Genomic DNA, 17,082 nt, shown 5'->3' with positions numbered 1-17,082 from the left:
CTGCTACGGAATCAAATCCCTTCCAGCGCCAGGTCCATCGCGAAGTAGGTGAAGATCAGGTCCGCGCCTGCGCGTTTGATCGCGCCCAGGCTCTCGCGGACCACGCGGCCTTCGTCGATGGCACCGGCCTGGGCACCGAATTTGATCATCGCGTATTCGCCGCTGACCTGGTATGCCGCCAGCGGCAGGTTCGAGGCTTCACGGATGTCGCGGATGATGTCCAGGTAAGCCCCTGCCGGCTTGACCATCAGCGCGTCGGCGCCTTCGGCCTCGTCCAGCAGCGACTCGCGCAGGGCTTCGCGGCGGTTCATCGGGTTCATCTGATAGCTTTTGCGGTCGCCCTTGAGCGCCGAACCACCGGCTTCACGAAACGGCCCGTACAGCGAGGACGCGAATTTGGTCGAATAGGCCATGATCGGCGTCTGATGAAAGCCCGCCGCGTCCAGCGCCGCACGAATGGCGCGAACCTGGCCGTCCATCGCCGCCGATGGCGCGATCACGTCGGCACCGGCACGGGCCGCCATGACGGCCTGCTTGCCGAGGTTCTCGATGGTGGCGTCGTTATCGACGTGGGCACCGTGCATCACACCGCAGTGGCCGTGGTCGGTGTATTCGCAGAAGCAAGTGTCCGACATCACGATCATCTCCGGCACCGCGTCCTTGATGGTCCGCGACATGCGCGAGACCAGGCCGTTCTCCTGCCAGGTGTCGCTGCCGCTGGCGTCCAGATGGTGCGACACACCAAAGGTCATCACCGACTTGATCCCGGCGCGGGCATAGCGCTCGATTTCCTCGGCCAGTTTCTTCTCCGGGATGCGGCGCACGCCAGGCATGCTGGTGATCGGCACGAAGTCATCGATTTCTTCTTCGACGAAGATCGGCAGCACCAGATCGTTCAGGGTGAATTCGGTTTCCTGGAACAACGCGCGGAAGTTGGCATTGCTGCGCAGGCGACGTGGACGAGCGGCGGGAAACAGACTGGACATGGCAGTTCCTGAAAAAAGTGTACGAAAACGACCGCAGCACCTGAAGGTGCGCAGGTTCAATGGCGCGAAGCTTATGCCTGCCCCGGCCCCGATTCAAATGGCAGGTGAATAAAGTCCCTTACCAAAGCTGCAACAGTGCATCAGACAAACTCTTGCAACCCCAGCGAACGAAGCATGCGGCGCCGGGTCATTAGCCAAGAGCGGCAGCCGACCCGGCAACGCGCCCCACTGGCAGAGACCGACCTTGAACAGCCCGTCCGACGTGCGCAACAACCGTTCACTGGACGGTCTGAACTTCTTCCTGGCCGATGTTCGCGACGGGCTCGGGCCCTACCTTGCGATCTACCTGCTGGCCGTTCACAAATGGGACCCTGCCAGCATTGGCCTGGTCATGACCCTGGCAGGTATAGCCGCTCTGGTCACCCAGACGCCAGCGGGTGCGCTGATTGACCGCACCCGCAGCAAGCGCCTGGTGGTGATCGTCGCTGCGCTGCTGGTGACGGCCGGTTGCCTGGTCCTGCCGTTCATCCACAGTTTCACCTGGGTGCTGGTTACCCAGGCATTGAGCGCCATCGCAGGGTCTGTTTTCGCCCCGGCCATCGCGGCGATTTCCCTGGGGATCACCGGTCACAAGGCATTCACCCGCCGCACCGGGCGCAACGAGACGTGGAACCATGCCGGCAACGCCTGCGCAGCATTGCTGGCTGGGGGATTTTCCTGGCTGTTCGGGCCGATTGCGGTGTTTTACCTGATGGCCTTCATGGCGCTGGCGAGCATCGTTGCCGTGGCCCTGGTGGACGCCAGCGCCATCGATCACGACGTGGCCCGGGGCTTCAACCCGGACCATGAACAGTCCCACGAGCAGCCTTCCGGGCTGGCCCTGCTGCTCAGCCATCGACCGCTGCTGACCTTCGCCATCTGCTGCGGTCTGTTCCATCTGGCCAACGCCGCCATGCTGCCACTGGTCAGCCAGAAGCTGTCGCAGATCGACGTGCACCTGGCGACCCCGCTTACCTCCGCGTGCATCGTCGCCGCGCAACTGGTGATGGTGCCGGTGGCATGGCTGGTGGGCGCCAAAGCCGACGACTGGGGGCGAAAGCCGCTGCTGCTGGCAGGCTTCATCATCCTGCCGCTGCGCGGGGTGTTGTACGTGCTGTCGGACAACCCCTACTGGCTGGTGGGCGTGCAGTTGCTCGACGGCATCGGCGCCGGCGCCTTTGGCGCGCTATTGCCGCTGGTGGTCAAGGACCTGACCCAGGGCACCGGCCGTTTCAATGTCAGCCTAGGGGCGATTTCAACGGTCTTCGGGCTGGGCGCTGCGCTGAGTAACGGGCTCGCAGGCTGGGTGGTCGAAGCCGCTGGTTACAGCGCCGCCTTCCTGACCCTGGCCGCCATTGCTGCGGCGGCTTTCCTGCTGCTGTGGCTGGCCGTGCCCGAGACCCTGAGTGCGGACAATGTGCCCGAGCAGCAGCGCCGTGAGCAGGCTGACGACACCGATGGACAAGGCCAGCCCGAGCACGGCCCGATCCCCTGAGTGGTCACGCACGGCGGCAAAACACCAGGGCGCGAAGGCGGCCAGAATGAACCCCGGCGCGACCAGCCGCCCTTGCAGTCGCGCATACTGGCGGTGGTCGAACAATTCGAACGGCAGGCTGGCGCGCAGTAAGGTGGCCAGGCCATTCAGCGCGCCGTAACCGAACACGAACAGGCAGGCCAGCGCTGTTCGACCCTGAGCCACGAGGCCCAGCGCAAAGCACAGCGGCAGCCCGATGCCCACCCACAGATTGAGCGACAGCGCTGGCGTCCTGCGGCCGAACAGGCTTTGGGTCAGGCGGGCGCAGGTCTGGCCGATGCCCCACAACGCAACCAGACCGACGGGCACGCCCATGCCGCCGAGCAACGCGGGTAACTGCGCCGCCAGTCCGGCAGACAATACCCCAGTGAGCGTCACGCCCAGGCCGTACAAGCATTGCCGTGACCATGGTGCGGATATGCCGCCCTCCTCGACCTGCCCCTGGGGCTTGATCGCTGCCGCATGCGGACGGGTGGGCAGCGCGCCGACCAGCGCCAGGCTGACCAGCATGAACCCGACGTACACCCACAATCCGCCCTGCCAGCCCCAGCGTTCCTGCAACTCATGCCCCAGAGGCCAGAACACCGCCGAGGCGAGGCCGCCCAGCAGCGTGATCCGCACCATGGCCGGGCGCGCACGTTCGCCGTCCAGGCCCGCCATGGCGGCGAACAATGCGTCGTACAACGACAGCCGCATCCCGACGCCCAGCAATGCCCAAAGCCCATAGAAACCCGCCAGCGACAGGGGCGCACAGGCCAGTGCGGCACAGCTTGAGGCGTTGATCAGCGTGCCGGCACGCAGTATCCGCCGCCCGCCAAACCGCTCGATCAGCCCGCCGCTCAAGGGCGAGACCAGCCCCATCACCACCATCGCTACCGACAGGCCGGCAGATACCTGCTGGCCGCTGAACCCCAGGTCCCTCGCCATTGCCTCACCGAATGCGCCAAGCAGATAAAACGAAGTGCCCCAGTTGATGAGTTGCGCGATGCCCAGCCGCCAGACCACCCACGCCCTGAGCGCGGGTTTATCCGCAGGGTACACAGCTGTCGCCTTCGCCCAGGGTGCGCTGCATCAGCACCGTGTCCAGCCAGCGGCCATGCTTGAAACCGACCGACTCGAATACCCCGACCACCCGAAAGCCCAGGCGCTGGTGAAGGCGGATCGATGCGGTGTTTTCGCTGTTGCCGATCACCGCCACCATTTGCCGCCGGCCGTCGTCGATGCAACGCTGGACGATCAACTCCAGCAGCGCCTGGCCGATACCCAGCCCCGCCATGCCGTCGCGCACGTAGACGGAATCCTCGACCGTGAAACGATATGCAGGACGCGGCCGATACAATGTCGCGTAGCCGTAACCGACGACTTCACCTTCGCGTTCGGCGACCACGTAAGGCAGGCCCTGGCCGACCACATCCGCCCGGCGTTGCAGCATCTGCGCGAGGGTGGGCGGCTCCAGTTCGAAGCTCGCGGTGCCGTGGATCACGTGATGGGCGTAGATCTCACGTACCGTGGGCATGTCGTCTTCACGGGCGTCGCGCAGGATGAGGTCGTGGGGCATGGAGAGGTCTTCCAGTACAAGAAACAGGTTGTGAGGCAATGATGAGGCGCGCCTTACTCAAAACAAAGCTATGATTCATCATCGTCAGCATAAGTAAATCTTTGCCATGCAACGGCTCAACCTTACCCATCTGCACAGCTTCGCCATGGTTATCCGCCACGGCAGCTTTTCTGCCGCCGCCGAGCGCCTGAACCTGACTCAACCCGCCGTCAGCCTGCACATCCGCCAGTTGGAGGAGCGTCTGAACCTGCGCCTGATCGAGCGCGTGGCCAAACGCATCAAGCCCACCTCTGCGGGCAGCACGTTGCTGACGCACATTGGCCGCATCGATGCGGTGGTCGAAGACGCGTTGCTTGACCTGTCCAGCCATGCTCAGGGTGTCGCCGGTCAGGTCGCCATCGGCACCGGTGCCACGGCCTGCATTCATCTGCTGCCACCGATCCTGCAGCAACTGCGGCGCCAGTTTCCGGCGCTCGACGTGCGCGTCAGCACCGGCAATACCGATGGCATCCTGCGTGCGGTGGAGGAAAACCGCCTGGACCTGGCGCTGGTCACCCTCCCCGCATCGGGCCGCAGCCTGTCGATCACGCCGCTGCTGGATGATGAGTTCGTCGCCATATTCAGCGCCGAGCACCACGCGGTGCCTGACGTCATCACGCCTCAAGCGCTGATCGAACTGCCGCTGGTGGTATTCGAGGCTGGCAGCAGCACGCGGCTGCTGATCGATGAGTGGTATCTGCATGCCGGTTTACGGATCAAACCGGTGATGGAGCTGGGCAGCATCGAGGCCATCAAGGAAATGGTCGGCGCAGGCCTGGGCTACAGCATCGTGCCGCGCATGTCGGTGGCCGGGGAACATCATCGCCGGGGGCTGCGTGTCATGCCGCTGCAGCCGCCGCTGCGGCGCACGCTGGGAGTCGTCTTGCGCCAGGACAAACCGCTGGGCAAGGCACTGCGTCAGGTTCTCGAAGCCTTGCAGACGCTCAAGGGCTGATTGGGTTTAGAATGCCGCCCCTTCTTCACAGCCGACCTGCCGCCACCCGATGAATGCCGACGCCCTGAACACCCTCAATCAGCACCTGCTGACTGCCCTCGCCACCGCCCCCGCTGAAACCCGTCGCCTGTTTCACGGCCGTGGCCGCCGCTGGCCGGGGCTGGAACAACTGACCGTAGACTGGATGCAGGGCGTGGTGCTGGTGTCGCTGTTCAAGGAACCGGCAGCCGATGAGCTGGCGGCCTTGAAGCGGTTGCTCGATGAGCTGTGCCAGTCGCCGCAGTGGATCGGCAGCCAGGCCCATACCTTGTTGCTGCAACATCGCTACCTGCCCGACAGCCTCACCGAAGCGCTGCGGGGCGAGATGTCGGACGAATGGGCGCTGACCGAAGGCGGCCTGCGGTACTGGGTGGATTTCGGCCGCAAGCAGAACACCGGGCTGTTTTTGGACATGCGCTATGGCCGCGACTGGGTGCGAGCCAATGCCTCTGGCAAGCGCATCCTCAACCTGTTCGCCTATACCTGCGGTTTCTCCGTGGCGGCGGTCGAAGGCGGCGCGGATTTCGTGGTCAACCTGGACATGTCCCGCGCGGCCTTGAGTCGCGGCCGGGACAACCACCGCCTGAACGGCCATGACCTGGGCAAGGTGAGTTTTCTCGGCCATGAGCTGTTCAAGTCATGGGGCAAGGTCAAGAGCGGCGGGCCGTACGATCTGGTGATCATCGACCCGCCGTCGTTTCAGAAAGGCAGTTTTTTGCTGACCAAGGATTACCAGCGTGTACTGAGAAAGCTGCCGGAGTTGCTGACCGCAGACGGTTGCGTGCTCGCCTGCATGAACGATCCGGCATTGGGTGCCGATTTTCTGATTGAAAGCATGGGGCGTGAGGCGCCGGGGTTGCGCTTTGAACAACGCCTGGAGAACCCTCCTGAGTTTGCCGATGCCGAACCCGGCGGCGGCCTCAAGGCCCTGGTTTTCCGCCAGGCACCAAACCTGTAGGAGCGCGCTTGCCCGCGAACGCGCCAGACCTGGCACCGAGGTTGTCTGACCTGACGCTGTCGCGGGCAAGCGCGCTCCTACAGGGTTTACGCGGACCGTAGCAGCACGGCTTGCCGGCGGGGGCGGCCTCAGGATCGATCCCGCCGGCAAGCCGTGCTGCTACGTGATGATCCCCTCCGTAAACTCAGGCGCTGAGCCGGGAGATTACGTCGTTCAACCCCACTGACAGTTCGTGCAGGTCTTGGCTTGCAGTCTGCGTGCGCTGCACGTTGTTCTGGTTGGTGGTGGCGATCGCGGTGATTTCCGTCAGGTTGCGCGAGATGTCTTCGGCCACCGAGGTCTGTTCCTCGGCTGCGGTGGCGATCTGGCGGTTCATGTCACGGATGGCTTCGACCGCCGTGGTGATGCGTTGCAGGGACGAGCCCGCCAGGGTCACTTGCTCCACGCTTTCCTGGCTGCGTGCCTGGCCGTTTTCGATGGCCTGAGCGGCATCGATGGCGCCGGTCTGCACCGAGTTGATGATCTGATTGATCTCCGCCGTGGACGCCGCGGTGCGCTGGGCCAAGGTGCGTACTTCGTCGGCCACGACAGCAAAGCCACGCCCGGCATCACCGGCACGGGCCGCTTCGATGGCCGCGTTGAGGGCCAGCAGGTTGGTCTGCTCGGCAATCCCGTGAATCACTTCCAGCACTTTGCCGATACGGCCGCTGTCACTTTCCAGACGGCGAATGACCTCAGCAGTGTTGCTGATTTCAGTGCGCATGCGGGTGATCGAGGTGATGGTCGCGCTCATCACCTTGCCGCCGTCCTGGGAGCTGCGGTCCGCTTCATCGGCGGCATTGGCCGCCTGGGCTGCATGGCGGGCGACTTCCTGGGCGGTGGCCGACATCTCGGTCATGGCGGTGGCCACCTGGTCGGTACGCTCGAACTGCTCGTGGGTGCCCTGGGCCATCAACGCCGCGATGGCCTTGAGCTCGCCGCCGGCGCTGTCCAGATCAGTGGTGCTGCGCTTGAGACGCGTGAAGGTGTCGGCGAGGAAATCACGCAACACGTTGGCGGCGACAGCCAGACGCCCCAGTTCATCCTGACGCGTGACGTTGACCCGATCACTGAAGCGGCCCTGGCTCAATTGCGCGACGTATTCGATCAGCATGCTGATGGGGCCGACGATATTGCGGTTGACCATCCACAGGGTCAGCCAGCCCACCAGCAAGGCTGAAGCCAGCATCACCAGCGTACCGATGAGGATGGTCTGGTCGGCGGTGCTGCTGATGACCGCAGACTGCTGATCGCTCTGCTTGCGCAGGTTGGTCACCAGCTCGCTCATCTGCTCGCTGGCCGCGCGATCGACGCCCTTGACCGCCTGGTCCCCCGCCACCGGATCGCCGCTGGCAGCGACGAACGCATCGCGGCCTTTGCGGTAGGCCACGCCCAACGCGCGGTGTTCCTCGCGCAGTTTGTCTACCTGGGATCGGGTCGCCGAATCCAGGCCTTTCATGGCGCTCAGGCTGCCCAGCGCATCCTGCACCAGACGCTCCTGATCCTCGAACTGGCCCCAGAACTTGTCGCGGTCAGCCGCCTGCTTGCCGCGCAGCAAGACGTTCTTCCACTCCTGGACCTGAATCTTGAATTGAAGGTTGGCCTGATCGACCAGTTGCGACGCACGCAGCGGACCTTCCAGCAACCCGCGATAAGCCTGCACGTTGCTGGACAGGAACTGGAAGCACGCCAGCGCGATCAGCAGCACCAGCACCAGGCTGCCGCTGAGCAGCGCCAGAATCTGCAATTTGAGGGATTTGGACATACGGGGAATCTCGTCAGGGAGGACAGCCTCGGGAATGGCCCGAAGGTTTGCATGCGTGTCACTTCCCTGTGCCTGGGTCTGACATCACGTCAAACCACAGGGCTTACGCACAAGCATCGGCTCTGGGACGGGGTTCTTGAGTGTGTATCGAACAGATCCGACAGGTGGTCGCAACCCTGTAGGAGCGCGCTTGCCCGCGACCGCGTCAGACCTGCCACCGATGTTGTCTGACTTGACGCTGTCGCGGGCAAGCGCGCTCCTACGGGATCAATCGCTCCACGCCACCTGACACTCTTTCAGATAATCGATGAACGCCCGCAAGCGCAGCGGCACGTGCCGGTTGCTGGGATAGAGCAAGGTGAACGGCCGTGAGCGCCCGGCATTGGCCTTGAGCACTTCAACCAACGTGCCATCGCGCAGCTCTTTCTCCACCACGAACCGATAGGCCTGAAACAAGCCTGCCCCGCTTTTGGCGAGAGTCACGCCTCCCAGCACGTCGTCGGAACAGCAATAACCGCCTTCGGCCAGGATGTCCCGCAGTTGGCCGTTCTCCTGAAACAGCCAGGGGATGCGTCGGCCATTGCTCGGCAGCTCATACTGGATGCAGTCATGGTCGGCCAGATCGTCCAGCGTCTGCGGGGTGCCTGCGCGTTTCAGGTAATCGGGCGTGGCCACCAGCACCAGCGCGCCATCTTCCAGTTTGCGAGCGATCAGCGTCGAGTCCGGCTGGGTGCGCACGCGGATCGCCATGTCGTAGCCCTCGGCCACGAAGTCGATGTTGCGATTGCTCAGGTTGATATCGACCGTCACCTCGGGGTAACGGCGCCGAAATTCAGGCAACAGCGGGAGGATGCGGTGATGGCCGTAGGTGGTGGGGATGCTCATGCGCAGCGTCCCGGAGGGCTTGAGCTGCTGGCCCGAGACCTGACGCTCGGCCTCGATCAGTTGCGCGAGGGCCTGGTTGCACTGCTCGAAGTACAGCCGGCCACTGTCGGTCAGGCGAATGCTGCGGGTGGTGCGCACGAACATCCGCACGCCCAGACGCTCTTCCAGCCGGGAGATCGAGCGGCTGACCGCCGCAGGCGTGACGCCAGCAGCCAGGGCGGCCGCGGTAAAGCTCCCCGCCTCGGCGGCCAGGCAGAACAGCTCGATGCTGCCCAGTTGAATGTCATCGAAGTGGCGTTTCACGATTAGTTACACCAGGTATCAATTGGTCAGAATACAGGTGATCGTGCCCACGGGCATCACCGCTACTCCCTTTGACCGAACACCTGCGAAGGCCGGCGCAGCACGGGGTCGAAGGGATTGATCTTCGGGCTGATGCCGCTGGCTTCGCGCTTGAGCATGTCCACCACGGTGGGCATGCGTTCGGCGTTGAGGCGGTCGCTGATGGTCGCCACGCTGAGTGCGGCCACGGCCCGGCCTTCGCGGTCGAGGATCGGCACCGCAAGACCCGCCATGCCCTCCAGCACGCCGGTGTTGCGCGCGGCGTAGCCCAGGCGGCGCACGTTATCGATCTCCGAGCGCAGCATCACCTCGTCATAGAGGTGAAAGTCCCGCAGCCGCGGCAGGTTGTAACGGATCACGGTTTCGCGCTCTTCCTCGGGCAGGAACGCCAGAATCGCCAGGCTGCCCTGCCCCACGCCCAAGGCCACGCGGCCCCCGATGTCACCGGTGAAGGTTCGTATCGGATACGGGCCTTCACTGCGGTCCAGGCACACCGCATCGAAACCGCTGCGCGCCAGCAGGAACAGCGAATCCCCCAGTGACGCCGACAGCCGCAACAGGCTGGGTCGCACCACGTCCCGCAGGTTGCCGGTCTGCCCGGCCTTGGCCGCCAGGGCGAAGAATTCAAGGCTCAAGCGATAACGCTTGCTGCGGGCGTCCTGCTCGACCATGCCCTCGTCCACCAGGCTGCGCAGCAGGCGATGGGTCGTGGGTTGTGACAGGCCAACCTGCTGCGCCAGTTGCGTGACCCGCTCACCACCCTCCGGGCAATCGCCCAGACAACGTAAAACCGCGAAGAGCCGAGACACCGCACCGACGCCCGTTTCTTTTTCGGCGTTATTCCGTTCAATGGAATCCATATTGCTCTTTTACCTTTATCAATCCACTGAACGCATAAACTTGAAAATACTACTCGCTCAATGAAATTCATCGTTGAGCCCATCCTATTCCCAGGCATAGGATCAGTCCACAGGGCGATTTGAATAACAGCGGTAGCCGACCCCGATCGAGCGCCAGCGTCCATGCAACAGCACGCACGTTTTTCTTTTCGCATCTGCCCACACAAAACGCACGCCCCAGGTGTGCACGACAAAAAAGGTGGAAGCAGTCATGGCTTTTCTACAACTCCAGGCACTGTGCAAGCGCTATGGCGCGGTCGATGCGGTGGTCGCCACTGATCTGTCGGTGGCCAAAGGCGAGTTCGTTTCCCTGCTCGGCCCCTCCGGCTGCGGCAAGACCACCACCCTGCAAATGATCGCCGGCTTCGTCGATGTCAGCGCAGGAAGCATCCTGCTCGACGGACGTGACATCACCCACGCCAAGCCCGCCAGCCGTGGCCTGGGCGTGGTGTTCCAGTCCTACGCGCTGTTTCCCCACATGACGGTCCGCGACAACGTCGCCTTTGGCCTGAAGATGCGCAAGGTTGCGGGCGCCGATATCCAGCGCCGGGTGTCGCGGGTGCTGGAACTGGTGCGCCTGGACAAGCACGCCGAGCGCTACCCTCGCGAACTGTCCGGCGGCCAGCGTCAGCGCGTGGCCCTGGCCCGGGCGCTGGTGATCGAGCCTCCGGTCTTGCTGCTCGACGAGCCGCTGTCGAACCTGGACGCCAACCTGCGCGAAGAGATGCAATTCGAGATTCGCCGCATCCAGCGCGAAGTCGGTATCACCACCCTGATGGTCACCCACGACCAGGCCGAAGCGCTGTCGATCAGCGACCGCGTGGTGGTGATGCAGGCCGGGCGCATCACCCAGATCGACGAACCGTACAAACTCTACGAACATCCCCGCACCCGGTTCATTTCCGGCTTTGTCGGCAAGGCCAACCTGCTGCGTGGCGACCGCGATCACAGCGGCGCGGCCCAGGTACGCGAAGCCCATGGCGACGGTGAACTGACCCTGAGCCTGCGCCCGGAGAAGATCGATCTGGTGGACGCCGACAAAGGCCGCCTGCAAGGCCGGATCGTCACCCGCTATTTCCTCGGCAGCCAGTGGCTGTATCGCGTGGAAACCTCGATTGGCGAACTGACCGTGGTACGCCGCAACAACGGTGACGCGCCGTTCAACGAAGGCATGGTGGTGGGGCTGGACTGGTCCGCCGAGCTGCTGCGGGTGCTGACCGCCGATGAGGTGCCGGCATGAGTGGCGCAGGCGTGTTGCGCGACACGGGTCGCGGCTATCTGTTATCAACCCCGGCCCTGGCCCTGTTCGTCGGCCTGCTGGTGCTGCCGTTGCTGCTGACCCTAGTGCTGTCGTTCAACGTGTTCGATTACGAGGTCGGGGTCAAGGGCGACGCCTGGACCTTGGCGCAATACCTGAATCTGGTCACCGACTCCTACTTCTACGAGATCTTTTTCCGCACCTTCTGGATCAGCGCGCTGGTCACCCTGCTGTGCGTGGTGATCGGCGTGCCCGAGGCCTACATCCTCAGCCGCATGGGTGCGCCGTGGCGGTCGATTTTCCTGATTCTGATCCTCACCCCGCTGCTGATTTCGGTGGTGGTACGGGCCTTTGGCTGGAGTCTGTTGCTGGGCGCCGACGGCCTGGTCAACCAGGCGATCCAGGCGCTCGGCGGGCGGCCGCTGAAACTGCTGTACACCCCGTTCGCGGTGATCCTGGCGCTGGTCCACGTGATGCTGCCGTTCATGATCATCCCCGTGTGGACCTCGCTGCAGAAGCTCGACAGGTCCGCCGAACAGGCGGCGCTGTCACTGGGCGCGACCCAGGCCAAGGTGATGCGTCTGGTGGTGCTGCCGCAAGTGATGCCCGGCGTGCTGTCCGGCACGCTGATTGTGTTCGGCCTGTCGGCCAGCTCCTTCGCCATTCCGGGGCTGCTGGGCGGCCGGCGCTTGAAGATGGTCGCCACGGTGGTCTACGACCAGTACCTCTCGGAACTGAACTGGCCCATGGGCGCGACCATCGCGGTGGCCCTGCTGCTGGTCAACCTGTTGGTGATGCTGTCGTGGAACCGGCTGGTGGAAAGCCGCTACAAAAAATCCCTGGGGGAATGACCGATGTCCAAGAACGGCCCTCTGGCCCTGTCCTTTCACGCCCTGGTGGTGGTCTTCATGCTGGCGCCGCTGGTGGTGGTCTGCCTGGTGGCCTTCACCCCGGAAAACACCCTGAGCCTGCCGTGGGACGGTTTTTCCCTGCGCTGGTTCGAAGCGGTGTTCGAGCGCGCCGACTTCATTCAGGCCTTCTATAACAGCCTGATCCTGGCGGTGGTGGCGGCAACCCTGGCGACCCTGATTGCGGTGCCTGCAGCGTTGGCGATCACCCGTTACCAGTTTCCCGGCCGCGACTTTCTCAACGGCCTGTTTCTGTCGCCGATCATCATCCCGCACCTGGTGCTGGGGGTGGCGATGCTGCGCCTGTTCGCGCTGATGGGGGTCAACGGCAGTTTCGTCTGGCTGATGTTCGCCCACGTGGTGGTCATCACTCCCTACGTGCTGCGCCTGGTGATCGCCGCCGCCATCGGTGTCGACCGCAGTGCCGAACAGGCCGCCGAGTCCCTGGGTGCGAGCCGCTTCACGCTGTTCCGGCAAATCACCCTGCCAATGATTCTGCCCGGTGTGGCCGGGGGCTGGCTGCTGGCGTTCATCAACAGCTTCGACGAAGTGACCCTGTCGATCTTCGTCACCTCGCCTTCGACCCAGACCCTGCCGGTGCGCATGTACGTCTACGCCACCGAATCCATCGACCCGATGATGGCGGCGGTGTCTGCGCTGGTCATCGCCCTCACCGCCGCCACCATGATCGTTCTCGATCGGGTCTACGGCCTGGACCGCGTGCTGGTGGGCAAACACTGATGAATACCCTCGTATTGCGTTTTTGCCTGACAGAGAGAGCGCCATGGCATTGCTGAAACGACTGGCAGAAACCGACCGCGACGTCCTGCCGTTTACCCTCGACGGCCAGCCGGCCACCGGCCTTCTCGGCGACACGCTGCTGACCGCCGTACTGACCGCCGGCGAGCATCTGCGCGGCAGCGATTTCAGCGCCAGCCCACGGGCCGGATTCTGCCTGATGGGCGCCTGCCAGGACTGCTGGGTCAAGCTTGGCGACGGTCGCCGGGTGCGCGCCTGTTCGACCCTGCTTGAGGCAGACCACTGCGTTATTCGCGAGCCGGGGCGCAGCCTATGAAAACCAGCGATATCGTGATCGTGGGCGCCGGGCCTGCCGGCATCCGGGCAGCGCAGACGCTGGTCGCCTATGGCCTGCAACCTTGCCTGATCGATGAGGGGCTGCGCGGTGGCGGGCAGATCTATCGCCGCCAGCCGGCGAACTTCAAACGCCCCGCCAAAGCCTTGTATGGCTTCGAAGCGGCCAAGGCGCAGGCGGTGCATTCAACCCTCGATCGCCTGCAAACCGACATCGACTACCGGCCGCAAACCCTGGTGTGGAACGCCGAGGAGCGCACCCTCGACACCCTGACCTTCAACGACGGTCCCAACGGCGTTTCGGCTCAGGTCCCGTACAAACAACTGATCGTCGCCACCGGCGCCACCGACCGCATATTGCCGGTGCCAGGCTGGACGCTACCCGGTGTCTACAGCCTGGGGGCGGCGCAGATCGCTCTCAAATTCCAGGGCTGTGCCATTGGCGAGCGGGTGGTCTTTGCCGGGAGCGGGCCGCTGCTGTATCTGGTGGCCTATCAATACGCCAAGGCCGGCGCCAAGGTCGTGGCCGTGCTCGACAGCTCGCCCCTGTCGGCCCAGGCCCACGCCTTTCCCGCGCTGCTCGGCCAACCCCTGACACTGGCCAAGGGCATCTACTACCGCACCTGGCTCACCACGCGGGGCATCCCGGTGCATCAGGGCGTGCAGCTACACAGTATCGAGGGCGAGCAGCGCGTCACCGGCGTGAACTGGCAGCGCGGCGCGGACATCGTTGAACTCGATTGCGACGCCGTGGGCTTTGCCCATGCACTGCGCAGCGAAACTCAACTGGCTGACCTGCTGGGCTGCGAATTCGTCTGGAGCGGGCTCAACCGCGCATGGCTACCCCAACGCGATGCCAGCGGGCGCAGCAGCGTCGAGGGGGTTTATCTGGCCGGTGACGGCGCGGGCATCATGGGCGCCGATGCCGCCGAGATGGCTGGCGAACTGGCGGCGCTGACGCTTCTGGCCGACAGCGGGCATCAGATCGATCAGGCCCGCAGCGCCGGGTTGCAACGCAAACTTGGAGCCATCGAGCGTTTCCGTCACGGGCTGGAAACCGCCTTCCCGTTCCCCGAGGAGTGGGCAACAAAAGCCCCTGATGAGCTGACCGTGTGTCGCTGCGAGGAAGTCAGCGCCGGCGACATCCGCCACACCGTCGAGCAGGGTCACTGGGAGATCAACCGGGTCAAGGCCATGTGCCGGGTCGGCATGGGCCGCTGTCAGGGGCGCATGTGCGGACTGGCCGCGACCGAGATCGTCGCCCAGGCCTCGGGCCGGGATATTGCCAGCGTCGGGCGTTTGCGTGGACAGGCGCCGATCAAGCCGCTGCCCTTCGGCGTGGAGGTGGAGCAATGAGCCTGCCGATCGAGGTGGATGCGGTGGTCATCGGCGGCGGCATCGTCGGCAGCTCGGCGGCGTTGTTTCTCGCCCGGGCCGGCCAGCGCATCGCGTTGCTGGAACGGGATTTCTTCGGCTCGCACTCCAGTGGCGTCAACTATGGCGGCGTGCGCCGTCAGGGGCGGCCATTGTCCCAGTTACCGCTTTCCCAGCGGGCCCACGGGATCTGGGCCAATCTGCAGGCGCTTATCGGCATCGACGGCGAATACCTGCGCTCCGGGCATTTGAAGCTGGCCCGCAGCGACAAGGACATGGCCGCGCTGGTGAGTTACGAGCAGGCCTCTCGAGGCTTCGGGCTGGATTTGCAATTGCTCGATCACAGCCAGTTGCGGGCGCGGTTTGCCTGGGCCGGTGACGTGGCGGTGGGTGCCTCCCTGTGCGCCGACGACGGCCACGCCAACCCGCGCATCGTCTCCCCGGCCTTCGCTCACGCAGCGCGGCGCGCCGGGGCTCAGGTGTTCGAACAGGCCAATGTCATCGACGTCAGTCATGACGGCAACGCCTTTAACGTGAGGACCGCCGACGGCCAGGCGTTTCGTGCGCCATGGCTGCTCAACTGCGCAGGCGCCTGGGCAGCGGCGCTGGCCGAACAGTTCGGCGAGCCGGTGCCGATGCGCGCAGGGCATCCGGCGATGCTGGTGACCGAGCCGCTGCCGATGTTCATGGACGTCAGCACCGGGGTTGAGGGCGGCGGCATCTATGCCCGCCAGGTCGCCCGAGGCAACTGCGTGCTGGGTGGCGGTCAGGGCTTTCCCCTGGACCCGACCAAGGCCCGTCCGGGTCAGGCAGCGATTCTGGAGATCCTGCGCAATGCCGTGGAGCTCTACCCGCCACTGGCCGGTGCCCAAGCCATTCGCACCTGGAGCGGCACCGAAGGCTACCTGCCCGACCGCGAGCCGGTGCTAGGCGCCAGCACAACCCAAACGGGCCTGCTTCACGGTTTCGGCTTCGCCGGTTCCGGCTTTCAGATCGGCCCCGCTGCCGGAGAGGCACTGGCGCAGATCGTCTGCAAGGGCGCGCCGGACATCGACCTGGCAGCGTTTTCAATCACGCGTTTCGTAACTGCTGCACCACCCGTCACCGCCGTGTCTGCCGTGGACACGAGCAACGTCATCCCATTGCTCAGAGGAAGGTCGTCGTCATGAACACCCTGCACACTGTGAAACGTTTCGCCCTGGCCTGCGCGTCCTGCCTGCCCGCAGCAGTGGTCACGCTGCCCGCCCACGCCGAGCCGACCCTCTACCTGGGGATGAACGGCGGCACCATGGAGCGCCTGTATGCCGATCAGGTGCTGCCGGCCTTCGAGAAGGCCAACAACGTCAAGGTGGTGATCGTGCCGGGCACCTCGTCTGACATCCTGGCCAAGGTCCAGGCCAGCAAGGACAACCCGCAGATGCATGTCATGTTCCTCGACGACGGCATCATGTACCGGGCGATCTCCATGGGCCTGTGCGGCAAGCTGCAACCGAGCGCGACCCTGGCCGACATTCCGGCCAAGGGCAAGATCAAGGATGAGGCGGTGGCCGTGAGCCTGGGCGTGACCGGTCTTGCGTACAACACCAAAATGTTCCAGGAAAACGGCTGGAGCGCGCCGACCTCCTGGGCTGACATGGCGGACAAGCGCTACAAGGACAAACTGGTGTTTCAGTCGCTGGCCTCCTCCACGTTCGGCCTGCACGGTTTCCTGATGTTCAACCGCCTGCAGGGCGGGGACGAAACCAACGTTGAACCGGGTTTCAAGGCCTGGCCGAAAACCGTGGGGCCTAACGTGCTGGAGTACATTGCAAGCTCGGCGAAGATTTCCGAGATGGTGCAGACCGGCGAAGCGGCGCTGTTCCCGCTCACGCCGACCCAGGTCACCGCGCTCAAGCTCAAGGGCGTGCCGGTGGAGTACGCGCCGCCCAAGGAAGGCGCCGTGGTGTTGAACGTGGCTGAATGCACCATTGCCAATAACGATCAGCCTGAACTGGCGCAGAAACTGGCCGAATTTCTGCTGACACCCCAAGCCCAGGCGCCAGCCCTGGAGCTGGGTGACCAGATCCCGTCCAACCCGAAAACCCCGACCAGCGACCGCACCCGGGGCCAGGTCGAGGCGATGAACAAATACCTGGAGACGGCGGTAACCATCGACTGGGACCAGGTGAACCAGATCCGGCCGGAGTGGAATGCGCGCTGGAGCCGCAGCATCGAGCGCTAGTCCCGGCGCAACCCCATCCGTAGCAATCCGGCTTGCCGGCGTCGGCGCCCTTAGCATCGCTCCCGCCGGCAAGCCGTGCTGCTACGAGGGCATTGGGTGTTCCCGGGATTCAGGCCCGACTACAAATCCGTAGCAGCACGGCTTGCCGGCGGGGACTTACTCAAGTGCGCCGACGTCGCCAAACCGGACAG

Annotated in this window: 15 protein-coding genes and 1 pseudogene; 10 read left to right on the top strand and 6 right to left on the bottom strand. The window is 64.5% G+C overall.

All coding sequences use genetic code 11. The features are described from left to right. Nucleotides 1-11 precede the first annotated feature (11 nt). Entirely contained in the window at nt 12-986 is a 975-nt protein-coding gene (gene hemB / locus ACIPO9_RS11300) for a porphobilinogen synthase (RefSeq protein ID WP_400607383.1), read from the bottom strand. Between the two features lie 244 nt (nt 987-1,230). On the opposite strand from hemB, the gene ACIPO9_RS11295 reads away from it, so the two are divergent. After that, nucleotides 1,231-2,520: an MFS transporter gene (locus ACIPO9_RS11295; RefSeq protein WP_400780909.1), complete on the top strand. Its 1,290-nt coding sequence runs from the start codon at nt 1,231-1,233 to the stop codon at nt 2,518-2,520. Here ACIPO9_RS11295 and ACIPO9_RS11290 read toward each other — a convergent pair. Both ACIPO9_RS11290 and ACIPO9_RS11285 read right to left on the bottom strand, forming a co-directional pair. Beyond that, nucleotides 2,449-3,600 (bottom strand): annotated as a pseudogene (locus tag ACIPO9_RS11290) (MFS transporter); the annotation flags it as partial. The gene ACIPO9_RS11295 and the pseudogene ACIPO9_RS11290 sit on opposite strands and share 72 nt — an antisense overlap. Beyond that, nucleotides 3,584-4,117 carry a GNAT family N-acetyltransferase gene (locus ACIPO9_RS11285; protein WP_400780907.1) on the bottom strand — a complete coding sequence of 178 codons (534 nt, stop codon included), beginning with the start codon at nt 4,115-4,117 and terminating at the stop codon, nt 3,584-3,586. The gene ACIPO9_RS11285 and the pseudogene ACIPO9_RS11290, both read right to left, overlap by 17 nt. A 106-nt stretch (nt 4,118-4,223) precedes the next feature. Here ACIPO9_RS11285 and ACIPO9_RS11280 point away from each other — a divergent pair, with 106 nt between their 5' ends. Both ACIPO9_RS11280 and ACIPO9_RS11275 read left to right on the top strand, forming a co-directional pair. After that, nucleotides 4,224-5,111: a LysR family transcriptional regulator gene (locus tag ACIPO9_RS11280; RefSeq protein ID WP_400780905.1), complete on the top strand. Its 888-nt coding sequence runs from the start codon at nt 4,224-4,226 to the stop codon at nt 5,109-5,111. Nucleotides 5,112-5,160: 49 nt separating this feature from the next. Continuing rightward, a complete protein-coding gene (locus ACIPO9_RS11275; RefSeq protein ID WP_400780903.1) occupies nt 5,161-6,108 on the top strand; it encodes a class I SAM-dependent methyltransferase in 948 nt (315 codons plus the stop codon). 184 nt (nt 6,109-6,292) lie between these two features. On the opposite strand, the gene ACIPO9_RS11270 is transcribed toward ACIPO9_RS11275, so the two are convergent. The 3 genes from ACIPO9_RS11270 to ACIPO9_RS11260 form a co-directional block, all read right to left on the bottom strand. Continuing rightward, nucleotides 6,293-7,912: a methyl-accepting chemotaxis protein gene (locus ACIPO9_RS11270; RefSeq protein ID WP_400780901.1), complete on the bottom strand. Its 1,620-nt coding sequence runs from the start codon at nt 7,910-7,912 to the stop codon at nt 6,293-6,295. Between the two features lie 267 nt (nt 7,913-8,179). Beyond that, nucleotides 8,180-9,100 carry a LysR family transcriptional regulator gene (locus tag ACIPO9_RS11265; RefSeq protein WP_400607398.1) on the bottom strand — a complete coding sequence of 307 codons (921 nt, stop codon included), beginning with the start codon at nt 9,098-9,100 and terminating at the stop codon, nt 8,180-8,182. A gap of 62 nt (nt 9,101-9,162) precedes the next feature. After that, nucleotides 9,163-9,999: an IclR family transcriptional regulator gene (locus tag ACIPO9_RS11260; protein WP_400780899.1), complete on the bottom strand. Its 837-nt coding sequence runs from the start codon at nt 9,997-9,999 to the stop codon at nt 9,163-9,165. A gap of 250 nt (nt 10,000-10,249) precedes the next feature. On the opposite strand from ACIPO9_RS11260, the gene ACIPO9_RS11255 reads away from it, so the two are divergent. Genes ACIPO9_RS11255 through ACIPO9_RS11225 form a run of 7 tightly spaced genes read left to right on the top strand, consistent with a single transcriptional unit; the run spans nt 10,250 to nt 16,891 of the window. Then, complete coding sequence (locus ACIPO9_RS11255; RefSeq protein WP_400607402.1) at nt 10,250-11,278, top strand: ABC transporter ATP-binding protein; 1,029 nt, start codon at nt 10,250-10,252, stop codon at nt 11,276-11,278. Further along, on the top strand, nt 11,275-12,147 hold the full coding sequence (locus tag ACIPO9_RS11250) for an ABC transporter permease (protein ID WP_400780897.1): 873 nt from the start codon (nt 11,275-11,277) through the stop codon (nt 12,145-12,147). Before ACIPO9_RS11255 ends, ACIPO9_RS11250 begins: the two co-directional genes overlap by 4 nt. A gap of 3 nt (nt 12,148-12,150) precedes the next feature. Next, on the top strand, nt 12,151-12,945 hold the full coding sequence (locus tag ACIPO9_RS11245) for an ABC transporter permease (protein WP_400607407.1): 795 nt from the start codon (nt 12,151-12,153) through the stop codon (nt 12,943-12,945). 43 nt (nt 12,946-12,988) lie between these two features. Beyond that, nucleotides 12,989-13,279, top strand: coding sequence for a (2Fe-2S)-binding protein (locus ACIPO9_RS11240; protein WP_400780894.1), 291 nt, complete (start codon nt 12,989-12,991; stop codon nt 13,277-13,279). Continuing rightward, nucleotides 13,276-14,652 carry an FAD-dependent oxidoreductase gene (locus tag ACIPO9_RS11235; RefSeq protein ID WP_400780893.1) on the top strand — a complete coding sequence of 459 codons (1,377 nt, stop codon included), beginning with the start codon at nt 13,276-13,278 and terminating at the stop codon, nt 14,650-14,652. The genes ACIPO9_RS11240 and ACIPO9_RS11235 overlap by 4 nt, the downstream gene beginning before the upstream one ends. After that, nucleotides 14,649-15,839 carry an NAD(P)/FAD-dependent oxidoreductase gene (locus tag ACIPO9_RS11230; RefSeq protein ID WP_400780891.1) on the top strand — a complete coding sequence of 397 codons (1,191 nt, stop codon included), beginning with the start codon at nt 14,649-14,651 and terminating at the stop codon, nt 15,837-15,839. The genes ACIPO9_RS11235 and ACIPO9_RS11230 overlap by 4 nt, the downstream gene beginning before the upstream one ends. Next, entirely contained in the window at nt 15,836-16,891 is a 1,056-nt protein-coding gene (locus ACIPO9_RS11225; RefSeq protein WP_400607415.1) for an ABC transporter substrate-binding protein, read from the top strand. Before ACIPO9_RS11230 ends, ACIPO9_RS11225 begins: the two co-directional genes overlap by 4 nt. Nucleotides 16,892-17,082 lie beyond the last annotated feature (191 nt).

The organism is Pseudomonas sp. NPDC090203, assembly GCF_044746765.1.
Classification (GTDB): domain Bacteria; phylum Pseudomonadota; class Gammaproteobacteria; order Pseudomonadales; family Pseudomonadaceae; genus Aquipseudomonas; species Aquipseudomonas putida_AD.
The sequence above is the reverse complement of the archived record's forward strand: the minus strand, read 5'-3'. Positions and strand labels throughout refer to the sequence as shown.

Coding starts and splice junctions, on each gene's coding strand:
- hemB (WP_400607383.1), bottom strand. CDS start 986: ATGTCCAGTCTGTTTCCCGCCGCTCGTCCACGTCGCCTGCGCAGCAAT.
- ACIPO9_RS11235 (WP_400780893.1), top strand. CDS start 13,276: ATGAAAACCAGCGATATCGTGATCGTGGGCGCCGGGCCTGCCGGCATC.
- ACIPO9_RS11240 (WP_400780894.1), top strand. CDS start 12,989: ATGGCATTGCTGAAACGACTGGCAGAAACCGACCGCGACGTCCTGCCG.
- ACIPO9_RS11280 (WP_400780905.1), top strand. CDS start 4,224: ATGCAACGGCTCAACCTTACCCATCTGCACAGCTTCGCCATGGTTATC.
- ACIPO9_RS11285 (WP_400780907.1), bottom strand. CDS start 4,117: ATGCCCCACGACCTCATCCTGCGCGACGCCCGTGAAGACGACATGCCC.
- ACIPO9_RS11275 (WP_400780903.1), top strand. CDS start 5,161: ATGAATGCCGACGCCCTGAACACCCTCAATCAGCACCTGCTGACTGCC.
- ACIPO9_RS11260 (WP_400780899.1), bottom strand. CDS start 9,999: ATGGATTCCATTGAACGGAATAACGCCGAAAAAGAAACGGGCGTCGGT.
- ACIPO9_RS11225 (WP_400607415.1), top strand. CDS start 15,836: ATGAACACCCTGCACACTGTGAAACGTTTCGCCCTGGCCTGCGCGTCC.
- ACIPO9_RS11230 (WP_400780891.1), top strand. CDS start 14,649: ATGAGCCTGCCGATCGAGGTGGATGCGGTGGTCATCGGCGGCGGCATC.
- ACIPO9_RS11255 (WP_400607402.1), top strand. CDS start 10,250: ATGGCTTTTCTACAACTCCAGGCACTGTGCAAGCGCTATGGCGCGGTC.
- ACIPO9_RS11270 (WP_400780901.1), bottom strand. CDS start 7,912: ATGTCCAAATCCCTCAAATTGCAGATTCTGGCGCTGCTCAGCGGCAGC.
- ACIPO9_RS11245 (WP_400607407.1), top strand. CDS start 12,151: ATGTCCAAGAACGGCCCTCTGGCCCTGTCCTTTCACGCCCTGGTGGTG.
- ACIPO9_RS11250 (WP_400780897.1), top strand. CDS start 11,275: ATGAGTGGCGCAGGCGTGTTGCGCGACACGGGTCGCGGCTATCTGTTA.